This is a genomic window from Thermodesulfovibrionales bacterium (assembly GCA_035686305.1).
Classification (GTDB): domain Bacteria; phylum Nitrospirota; class Thermodesulfovibrionia; order Thermodesulfovibrionales; family UBA9159; genus DASRZP01.
Map to the genome: position 1 here is coordinate 1 of DASRZP010000147.1, position 10695 is coordinate 10695.

10 protein-coding genes are annotated in these 10695 nt (G+C 53.0%); 7 read left to right on the forward strand and 3 right to left on the reverse strand.

All coding sequences use genetic code 11. The features are described from left to right. A partial coding sequence (locus tag VFG09_15640; protein ID HET6516586.1) for a S1 RNA-binding domain-containing protein occupies nt 1-390 on the reverse strand: 390 nt, incomplete at its 3' end. Between the two features lie 155 nt (nt 391-545). Further along, complete coding sequence (locus tag VFG09_15645) at nt 546-1196, reverse strand: YkgJ family cysteine cluster protein (protein HET6516587.1); 651 nt, start codon at nt 1194-1196, stop codon at nt 546-548. 299 nt (nt 1197-1495) lie between these two features. Here VFG09_15645 and VFG09_15650 point away from each other — a divergent pair, with 299 nt between their 5' ends. From VFG09_15650 to VFG09_15670, 5 genes are all read left to right on the forward strand, one after another. After that, nucleotides 1496-2566, forward strand: a complete 1071-nt coding sequence (locus VFG09_15650; GenBank protein HET6516588.1) for a molybdopterin-dependent oxidoreductase — start codon at nt 1496-1498, stop codon at nt 2564-2566. A gap of 82 nt (nt 2567-2648) precedes the next feature. Beyond that, nucleotides 2649-4649: a glycoside hydrolase family 15 protein gene (locus VFG09_15655; GenBank protein HET6516589.1), complete on the forward strand. Its 2001-nt coding sequence runs from the start codon at nt 2649-2651 to the stop codon at nt 4647-4649. Nucleotides 4650-4705: 56 nt separating this feature from the next. Then, entirely contained in the window at nt 4706-5413 is a 708-nt protein-coding gene (locus tag VFG09_15660; protein HET6516590.1) for a TVP38/TMEM64 family protein, read from the forward strand. A 23-nt stretch (nt 5414-5436) separates the two neighbouring features. Next, nucleotides 5437-6888 (forward strand): FAD-dependent oxidoreductase, encoded by a 1452-nt coding sequence (locus VFG09_15665; GenBank protein ID HET6516591.1) that lies wholly within the window; start codon nt 5437-5439, stop codon nt 6886-6888. A gap of 18 nt (nt 6889-6906) precedes the next feature. Beyond that, nucleotides 6907-7959: a DHH family phosphoesterase gene (locus VFG09_15670; protein HET6516592.1), complete on the forward strand. Its 1053-nt coding sequence runs from the start codon at nt 6907-6909 to the stop codon at nt 7957-7959. Nucleotides 7960-8542: 583 nt separating this feature from the next. Here VFG09_15670 and VFG09_15675 read toward each other — a convergent pair. Beyond that, complete coding sequence (locus VFG09_15675) at nt 8543-8812, reverse strand: hypothetical protein (protein HET6516593.1); 270 nt, start codon at nt 8810-8812, stop codon at nt 8543-8545. Between the two features lie 1488 nt (nt 8813-10300). On the opposite strand from VFG09_15675, the gene VFG09_15680 reads away from it, so the two are divergent. After that, nucleotides 10301-10453, forward strand: coding sequence for an alpha/beta hydrolase (locus VFG09_15680; protein HET6516594.1), 153 nt, complete (start codon nt 10301-10303; stop codon nt 10451-10453). 2 nt (nt 10454-10455) lie between these two features. Beyond that, a partial coding sequence (locus tag VFG09_15685; protein ID HET6516595.1) for a hypothetical protein occupies nt 10456-10695 on the forward strand: 240 nt, incomplete at its 3' end.

Consider the following 10695-nt stretch of genomic DNA (forward strand, 5'->3'; position numbering starts at 1 on the left):
CACATCGCCCTTCACCGGCAGCCCGGCTGCATGAGCATCCCGTATTGCATTGAGCGTGACTGCCGAGTAACCGCCGATCCGCGTCGTCAGTCGCCTCGTGCCGTTCTCCACAGAGACGAAGAAGGCATCAATGTCATCACCTTCCTGCACGCGGCATGTGCCGTCTTCGTTCATGAATTCACTGAGGTCTATCACCCCTTCACTCTTACCGCCGAGGTCTATATAGACGAGATCTCTCGAGATGCTCACCACCCTTGATCTGACCTTCTGGCCCGGCTCAAGCCACTCAGAAGGGCCTGCGCTCTGCTCGAGGAGGAAAGCGAAGCTTTCTTCGTGGTCACCGGCTCCGGTGGTATTCAGGATATGGCCTTCAATCTTTTCATTAGACATGAAGAGTACCTCTCAACGAATGTAGATTTGCCTCTCGACCGCGCCCTGCGCTCATTGCTCTGACAGACGGAGTGGTCACGAAACATGGCCCTTGAGTTTACTTGATTTTGAATCCTTGAGTCAATGTTGCAAGCACTTCGGCATCTCTGCTGCTGTCAACGCCGGGCGTCGAAGTTCTCCATCTTTGCCGCCAGCACCTTCCATTCGTACTCCTGGAGGTTCCTCACCAGCCTGTTCAGAATGCCCTGCCTGAGTGCAAGAGTCTTATCTTCCGGCGATGTGATGCCGTGGTAGGGCATGAGGGCAAGGAAAGCCTGGTCTTTAAAATCAGGGATGGGCATCAAAACATCCTGCCTTCTCGTGAAGAAGGGGTCTTCGCCCTCTTCACAGACCCTGCCGAAGACGATGAACTGCCGGCAGGCCATGGGCCGCATCGGATAGACGGAACAGTTCTTCCTGATGAGGAAGGGACAGGGTGGTTTGCCAGCGTGGGCCAGGAGCTGTTCTTTCAGAATCCGCCGGTCATCGCCTGCCATCTTCTCGATGCAGTACCACGAAAGACCGGCGAGTTCAAGGGGATAAAGCGGGATGTCGGTATGCATCCTGCAGCAGGCGTCGCATGATGCCTTGCACGCTACGGGGCGGTTTGCGCGCCTCCTCTCGCGATTGAGAGCTACTGCGACGCCGGTGTCGATAGCCTCATATGCGTCGAGGAGGTGCGGAAGCCAGGAGAAACGGACTTCGTCTTCCGGAAACGTGATCCGCAGGGTCGTCTGTCTCGTTTTGGGTGTGCTCCGTTTTTTCATATGGTATTAGACTAACCGATCCTCATGAGAATGTCGAGAATATTGATCCCTTCACTCTCGTGATGGCATTCGCGATGCAAGATTGCTGTGGGCTTCGCAGAGAGGTCTCTCCAGAATCGGCCATCCACTTCTCCAGCAGCAGTTCGTCGCATGAGGTCTCTGCCGTTGACTTGTAATCTCTTACGCCTTTGATATACTCCTTTTATGAGAAGATGTCTGTAGGGCTCCCGATGACGGGCAAGTGAAAATCCCGGACCGAGGTAGGCGTTGTGCCGGAATCCTTAGGAGGAAGACATGCCATGAAAGAATCACTGAGCAGGAGAGATTTTTTTCGACGGGCATGGGTAGGGGCCATAGGGCTAGGGTTCGGAGTTTCCCTCTTTGACGGGATATATGAGTATGCCGGCGCAGTCACAGAAGAGGAAAAACATGCCCTTCTCATGAAAGGCACCGTAAATTTCATGGGGTTCGTGGCAAAGGAGATCACGCCGAACGGTGAGTTTTACATCACGACCTATTCCGATACGGTGCCGAGTATCGACGGCGAGAAGTTCAGTTTGAGAGTCGAGGGACTCGTCGACAAGCCTTGTACGCTTACCCTGAAAGAACTTGAAGGAATGAAAGACAAGACCGAGTTTGTTACACTTGAATGTATAGGCAATCCCATCGGAGGAGATTCGATCAGCAATGCACTTTGGGAAGGTGTGACCCTGAGAAGAGTCATAGAGAAGGCGGTGGCGCGAACGGGGATCGTGAAGACGGCATTCTTCGCCGAGGACGGTTACAGCGACAGTATACCCTATTCTCTATCCCTTTCGGAAGACGTGTTTCTTGCATACAGGATGAACGGCGAGCCCTTGCCCAGGAAGCACGGCTATCCTCTCAGGGCGATCGTCCCGGGCATTTACGGAATGAAACACGTCAAATGGCTATCGAAGATAGAGCTTGTCAATTACGACTTTAAGGGCTACTGGGAAAAGAAGGGATGGTCCGATGAGGCGGTTATTCCCGATAAGTCGCAAATCCTGATGCCTATGGAGGGAAAGACGATACCGCTCGGAAATTACGTTATCGGCGGTGTCGCCTTTGCCGGAAGATACGGAATCAGCAGGGTGCAAGTCTCCCTCGATAAGAGAAAGACATGGCATGACGCAGCACTGAAGCCGCCTCTTTCAAAGTGGTCCTGGACGCTCTGGAGTTTCGACTGGAAGCCCTCAAAGGCGGGGGAATATACGATAACCGTTCGTGGAATTGACAGTGCGGGTAAAGTCCAGGAGTCTCCTTCTCTCTTAGGGAAGTTGTTGCGGTCGTTTCCTGACGGTGCGAAGGGTCTTCATTCCGTCAATGTCAGGGTAAGGCAGCAGGGGTGATGCTAACGGCTGCGGGCAGCAGTAGCTGTGGTGAAGGAAGGCGTCTTTAGGTGCTATCCCTAAAGGAAGGAGATGAGAGGTCATGCCGAGGGACATACCCATAGGCAATGGTTCCCTGCTGATACTCTATGACAGGACAGGGCTCATCCGCGACCTCTGCTTCCCAAGTGTGGGCAGCGAAAACCATGCCCAAGGCCATGTCTTCAGAGTCGGCGCCTGGGTGAACGGCGCATTCAGCTGGCTCGATGATGCAGGGTGGGAACGCTCACTGGACTATGAAGATGACACCCTTGTGGCGCGGATCGAGCTTGTCAACAGAACCCTCGGGGTAGAAATTCTCATGAGGGATGTCGTCGACTTCCACGAAAACCTTTACGTGAGGGAGCTCACGGCGAGGAATCTCTCGACTCAGTTCATTGACCTCAGGCTCTTCTTCCATCATGATTTCCATATATACGGGACTGAGATCGGTGATACCGTCTGTTACAAGCCCGAGGAGAAGGCCCTCCTGCACTATAAGGGAAGAAGGTATTTCCTCGTCAACGTCTTGACCGAAGACGGCATCGGCATTTCTCAGTTTGCCGCCGGATTAAAGGAAACAAAGGGACTCCAGGGAACATGGGTCGATGCCGAGGACGGTGTGCTGTCAGGTAATCCCGTTGCGCAGGGCTCTGTGGATTCGATATGCGCCGTGCACACGACGATCCATCCCGGAAAGAAGTCAACGGCATATTACTGGATGGCCGCGTGTGTCGATTGGAGGGGTGTGAAACGGTTGAACGATCTCGTCGTTCAGAGGACGCCGGGATACTTCATTAAAAGGACCGCCGATTACTGGAGGTTATGGCTCAACAGGGAGGGTATGCAATTCGGTGATCTTCCCGGGGCCATCAAAGGGCTTTATACTCGAAGTCTCCTCATTCTGAGGACGCATATAAGTAGTAATGGCGCGATCATAGCATCCGACGACTCGGACATCCTCCATTTTTCGAGGGACACCTATGCATACGTATGGCCGAGGGACGGGGCCCTTGTGGCGCACGCTCTCGACCTTGCCGGTTTTCCCGGACCCGCGAGGAGCTTCTTCGAATTCTGCGGCAACATAGTTGAGAGAAAAGGTTTTTTCATGCACAAATACACTCCCGATGGTTCTCTCGCCAGCTCATGGCACCCCTGGGTTTTCGAAGGAAGACCTCACCTTCCGATTCAGGAGGACGAGACGGGTCTTGTCCTGTGGGCTCTCTGGGAACATTTCAGCATGTACCGGGATGTTGAGTTCGTTAAGCCGCTCTACAGAAGGCTCATTAAGGCTGCGGCGGACTTTATGTGCGAGTTCGTGGACCAGAGGACAGGACTCCCCCTTCCGTCTTACGACCTCTGGGAGGAGCAACTCGGGGTCCATACCTTTACCGTCTGCGCTGTCATCGCCGGCCTGAACGGGGCAAGCCGTTTCACGGCCGCCTTCGGAGAGATGGACCTGTCCGAAAAATACCATAAGGCATCCAACAGGATGAGTGACGCACTGGCAGAATATCTCTACGACGGCGACACAGGGAGATTTCTCGTCTCCGTCTCGGAACGCCTTGGGATACTCAAGAAGGATTTCAGACTGGATTCGAGCCTTGCCGGACTCATTGCCTTCGATGTCTTTTCTGCCGGAGATGAAAGGGTCGTCAGGACTATGAACGCTCTGAAGGATCGTCTCTGGTGCAAGACCGGGATAGGCGGCATGTCGAGATACGAAAACGACCGATACCAGAGCGTGGTTGAGCCGAACAAGGAGATCAACGGGAACCCCTGGGTCATTTGTACCCTGTGGTATGCTCAATACCAGATAGCTCGGGCAAAGCACAAGGAGGAGTTGCAAGAATCACTTGCGACCATGAACTGGGTCGCTGAAAGGGCTCTTCCGTCAGGGGTCTTCGCGGAACAGGTAAACCCCTTTACCGGTGAACCTGTTTCTGTTTCTCCCCTCACGTGGAGTCATGCTGCCTTTATTATCGTTGTTCAACAATATCTGAAAAGGGCCCAGGAGATGGAGAAATGTCCTTCCTGCGGGCAATCGTTTTTTTTCACGACATGACAGGTTCATGCCTGTGAATGAACATCGAACTCTGGCGGAGCTTCATTGAGGGCAGGATGGCGAGGAGAAAAATCTCAACAAGGATAGCAGTCGTAACGGTCATCGTCGGAGTCGTCGTGATCTTCAAGGTTCTCGGTCTGGGGCAGTACTTTACCCTTTCTTACCTCAAGACATCTCAGGAGAAGTTCACCGCCCTTTATTCAGATCACCGCCTCATGGTTATTGCCGCCTACATGGCGGTCTACATCCTCGTAACGTCGTTGTCTCTGCCCGGCGCCGCGATAATGACCCTTGCAGGCGGCGCACTCTTCGGACTATGGATAGGAACGGTCGTTGTTTCCTTTGCGAGTTCCGCAGGCGCTACCCTGGCATGTTTTATCTCAAGATTTATCCTGCGTGATTGGGTGCAGCGGAAGTTCGGTGACAGACTGAAAACGGTTAATGAAGGGATTGCAAGAGAGGGACCATTTTATCTCTTCACGCTGCGCCTGATCCCCGTCTTCCCCTTTTGGCTTATAAACCTTGTTATGGGGCTCACAAAGATGCCCCTCAGGACCTTCTATGGGGTCTCACAGGTCGGAATGTTGCCGGTGACCATAGTCTATGTCAATGCAGGCAAGGAGCTGGCAAAGATCAGTTCCCTTGCGGGGATTCTTTCGCCGGGGCTCATTCTCTCCTTCGTACTTCTCGGTCTCTTCCCCATTGCGACAAAGAAGTTCCTCTCTCTCTATAAATCTAGAAAGACAGGCTCCATTAGAGATTAAGTCTCATCATCAAGGAGGGTACCATGGCGAAATTCGACTTTGACATAGGGATACTCGGGGGAGGCTCCGGAGGGCTTACGGTTGCTGCCGGAGCAGCCCAACTCGGGGCAAAGACGCTCCTTGTCGATAAGGAGGGCAGACTGGGCGGCGATTGTCTCCATTACGGATGCGTACCGAGCAAGACACTTATTATGACCGCTCGCGTCAGGCATCTCATGCAAAGGGCGGGGCGATACGGCCTGCCGGGACTTGATCTCCCGCCGGTGAACTTCGGGGAGGTGGCGAAAAGAATTCAGCATGTCATAGGAATTATTCAAAAGCATGATTCCGAAGAGCGGTTTTGCAGGCTGGGAGCCAAGGTGGAGTTCGGAGAATCGACCTTCATTGATGAACATTCTATTCGCCTGAACGGGACGACGTATTCGGCAAAGAACTGGGTCATTGCGACGGGCTCTTCACCCTCTACCCCTGCCATACAAGGGCTCGATAAGACCCCTTTTATTACGAACAGGCATATCTTCTCCCTGGAGAGGCTCCCGAAATCGATGATAATTTTCGGCGGCGGACCTGTCGGCACTGAGATGGCGCAGGCCTTTGTCCGCCTGGGATCAAAGGTAACGTTGATCCAGCGCGCCGATCAGATACTCCCGAAGGAAGATAAGGATATGGCGGATCTGGTGATGAATGTCTTGAGGAATGAGGGTGTCACCTTTTATCTCAAGACCTCGGTCGAGAGCGTGCGGGATTTGGGCAGCGAGCGGGAGGTTCTTATTAAGACATCTGAAGGCAGTACGGTCACACTCAGGTCCGAAAGGATCCTCCTGGCGACAGGAAGAGACCCCAATGTGGAAGGTTTGGGGCTGAAAGAAATAGGCGTTTACTTCGATATGAAGGGCATTGAGGTCGATGATCGGATGAGGACCACCCATAAACACATTTACGCGATCGGCGATGTGAACGGCAGATATCTCTTCACCCACGCAGCCGGATACGAAGGGGGAATAGTCGTAGGCAACGCCGTCTTCCATCTGCCGAGAAAGGCGGATTTCACGTATCTCCCATGGTGCACCTATACCGACCCCGAACTGGCAAACATCGGCATGAACGAGACCATAGCCAAAGTTGCGGGGATAGAATATTCCGTGTGGACGGAGGAGTTCAGGTCAAATGACCGGAGCCTTGCCGAGGGCGAAGAGGCGGGCAAGATCAAGATGCTCCTCAACGCAAAGGAAGAGCCCATAGGAGTTCAGATTTTCGGTCCCCATGCGGGTGAACTGGTAAACGAATGGGTAGCGGTCATGAACGGAAAGGTCAGGTTTTCGTCTCTTGTCTCGGCTATTCACCCCTATCCGACCCTCGGCGAGATCAATAAGAAAGTGGCGGCCAATTTCCTTTCGACAAAAATATTCTCCGATAAAGTAAAGAAGGGGCTCAGGTTCTTCTTTAATCTGAAAGGGAGAGCATGCGGACCGTAGCATGAGGAGCCTTCATGGATGGCAGCAATGAAGAGAAAGGCGGAAGCACGCGAGAATATCCGATACAAGCTTGAGCGCCTGGGAGAAGTATGCGAGGGCGCGAAGGATGTTCGGGTCATAATATATGCGAATCCGGACCCGGACGCGCTCGCAAGCGCCCTTGCCCTTAAGCACATGCTCGAGACAAAGGAACGTGCTGTGACCATAGGTTACACGGGCGCAATCGGAAGGCCTGAAAACGCTTCCATGATACGACGTCTCGAGATACCGGCATTCCCGGTCAGCGAGGAGGAAGCAACCCGGGCTGATATTATAGCGATTGTAGACTGCCAGCCCCAGTTCTTCAAAGACTTCTCCCTGCCTCGTTGCGATATCGTGATCGACCATCATCCCCTGCTCGATGCCCGAATCCTTGCAGAGTTTGTGGACATACGGCCAAACTACCTTTCCACTTCGTCCATCATGACGGAGTATCTGAGGGCCTCCGGTGTGCGCCTCACCAGGAACCTCGCGAGCGCTCTCTTCTACGGCATTAAGACTGACGCGCGCCATTTCATGGGGGACATGAGCCAGGGGGATATGGAAGCCGTGCGATGGCTGAGAAAGAAGGCGGACAGAGACATTGTCAAACAGATAGAGTTCTCGCAGTTCTCGTGGGAGGGCCTCGACTACTTCAGTATCGCGCTTGTCAGGAGACGTTTTTCACACGGGGTCATGTTCTCACACCTTGGGCCGGTCCCGTTCTTCGACGTTTGCGTACAGGTGGCGGATTTCCTGATCAGGGTGGAGAACGTATCCTGGGCGTTAGTTACCGGAGTGGTGGGCGACTCGCTCCTGGTAGTCTTCCGAAACGACGGCATCAAGAAGGACGCGGGATACGTCGCGCGTTCGACATTCGGCGGCATAGGAAGCGCAGGAGGGCACGAGTCAATGGGGCGTGCTCAGGTCAAAGAGGATGCCCTGCCGGAGGGACTCCTCCTGACCGATAACAGGGGAATCGAGAGGTTCGTGCTGGGTTCACTCGCAGAGGTTGACAGAGTCTTTCTCCCGCTCCTGAGATCCCTCCGGTGATAGTCCCCTTTCTTTTTCCTGTGGGTCTTTGAGCGTCTTAACGAAAAGTCAGTATTAAACCGATTTCCAGACGGTTCACCCTAACGTCCCATGATACGAGGGGTCGGAATTGGGCTTAGGGCCGATTCCGGTGATGGAGCGAACGCTATCCTGGTGTCCAGAAGGGTCCCTCCTTGCCCAGCTTCTTTAACGTTAAGATCATTTCGGATGCATATTCGCTCACTCGGGAGAGATAGTCCGGCTGTAGACGATTCCTGAAGAGGGGTCCGCTGAAGGCCGTCGCCCAGTTGGATAAGGGCATGATGGACTCAGCCGAAACGGGATCATAAAGCGACCATTGCTTCACGTGTTCTTCCGACCGGAAGAGATTCATGCGGCTTCAAGCTGAACCCCAGGTCACTTCGCCTGTTAAAGCCTTCGCGAACGGAATATTCATGTGTCCCACGGTCGTTGGTGGATCGACTTCGAGGATCTCCTCGTCACGCATGCGGATGCGGATGGGTTGTCCACAATCAAGGCACCTGGTATCGATACGGACCTCCGTACCGGGGAAAAGCCAGCGCACGGCCAGCGCTTCGAGTCCTCACTGGCCGTACCACCTTTGTTCCCCCTTGATCGTCACAAGATGATGGGTCGGTACATTGGAAAAAGGCGCCCAGGACTCGACGTAGTCTGTATCTTTGACAAACCAGCAGCCTATGGAGGACTCTGCCGCCTTATGCTGTACCTGCCTGGCCTCTTCTGGTCGCACCCCAAGAGTTCCTGCAAGGTCGGTATAGTGCGGCGCCCTCCCAGTCTTCATAAAATGCTCAACGACCGCAGTGTAAGCTCGTTGCACCAATGCGTCATCCATATCATTTCCTCCCTTCTATGCCTTAGACTGTTCTTTAAGATACGTATATCACAACATCATAAGCTTGTCAAACGACGACAGCAAAGATAGATAGGGACCGTCTAACGATAGTCCGAAGTCATGATGTGCTCATTTCGCGACACTGATGCCCGTTTCAGCTATGCTCACAGACGTTGCAGCATACTACGTTGGGGAAGAAAGGTCTTGCTTTTTAACATAGAAGAAGTTAACACCTCTGAGAATATCGAGGATTCTGCAAGAATACAACAGCTAATTGTTAGAGAGGCGACCTTTATATACTGCAAAGACTTCCCCTAATCTGGGAAGTGTCCCTTGGATTCCTTTACGAATATCTGTTTCTGCGCTTTGTCCTTTTCGGGAAGCTCGTTGCGGATATCCGGGGGAAGCGCCCTCGGGTCTACGCCGTGTCCTGTCAAAGCGCCATAGACCTTGATATGAAAAACGAAGTTCTCCGGGGTCCTTTATGCCCACAGGTACGCATTGCTTTTCGTCGGGATCGCGTAATAGGTGGAATCGATCTCGACCGTATCGAATCTGCTGGCATAGAACTGTAGCCGGGACTCTGCGGTCCTGACGTTCCGAGGATAGAACTCTCCGCTTTGGATAAGAGTTTTCTCGGTCCATGAGTTATGTAATCTTATTTAGTGTTGCACTTTGGTAGAAAGCTACAATTATAATATTCAGATCAATATACAATTTTTTACTGTTGCTTATTGGCGGTGTATATTTTCAACAAAATGACCACCTCAACGCATTTTTGTCAATTTTTGGACGGGCTGGTTCGGACAGTCATTCCGATTTAGTTTCGGACACCCCTGGCGACCGTTCGTAAGATCGTTCTGGTGTTTTTGGTTCGGGGCATAACCTGTCTGGTAAGAAGGACTGCACTGACGACTCCGCAGTTTCAAACGCTTGAAACTCCGGCCATAGTACGAATGGGAATAAACGCCGTTGCACGAGACTGACGGAGTCGTCTTCACCTGATTACCCGCAGTTATCGGCCGATGCAACTCGGCAAAACTTCGCCCCGAAACATTCTGGCTTCGTGAAACGGGATCTCTCTCGATACTGATCCTGCCCAGACATATGGAGGAATAACAGTTGGTGACAGTTTCCTATGGGAATGAACAAAAACGGCATTTTAGGTAGTGGGTCATTTTGACCCACTACCGGGAAAGGCCTTCTTTTTTACCGGGACTTGAAACTACATTTTTTTTTGATAGAGTGTAGTTAGAGATTCTTGGAAAATATCTCAACACGAAATGTCGCCCCAGCCGCAAACGTCAACAGTGACGATAGGGGGCAAAGTAGAAATGCTTCAGCATCCGGGACAAAAAAGGAGGTAATCCCATGACGACAATCACAACCAAAGACGGAACACATATCTTCTACAAGGACTGGGGCTCCGGTCAGCCGATCGTCTTTCATCACGGCTGACCCCTGAGCAGTGACGACTGGGATGCGCAGATGCTCTTCTTCGTCGAGAAGGGCTACCGCGTCATCGCCCATGACCGGCGCGGCCATGGCCGGTCGAGCCAGGTCGGCAGCGGCCACGACATGGAACACTACGCCGCCGACGCTGCCGCTGTCGTCGAACATCTCGACCTGCGCGGAGAATAGAAATGTCGAAAGAAATTAGTAACGAGCAGCACGGAGATCCCGTGGTTTTCGACACACTTAACGTGCGCAGGGAAGGGGCCGTTCTGTTTGCGGAGATTTCCGCCCCGCCCATGAACCTTCTCGGGCCAGAACTCGTCCGTGATCTGGTCGCCCTCATTCAGCGAGCCGAAGCCGGCGACGCCTTCAAGGTGCTTGTGTTTAAGAGCGCCGACCCCGACTATTTCATTTCCCACGTCGACGTG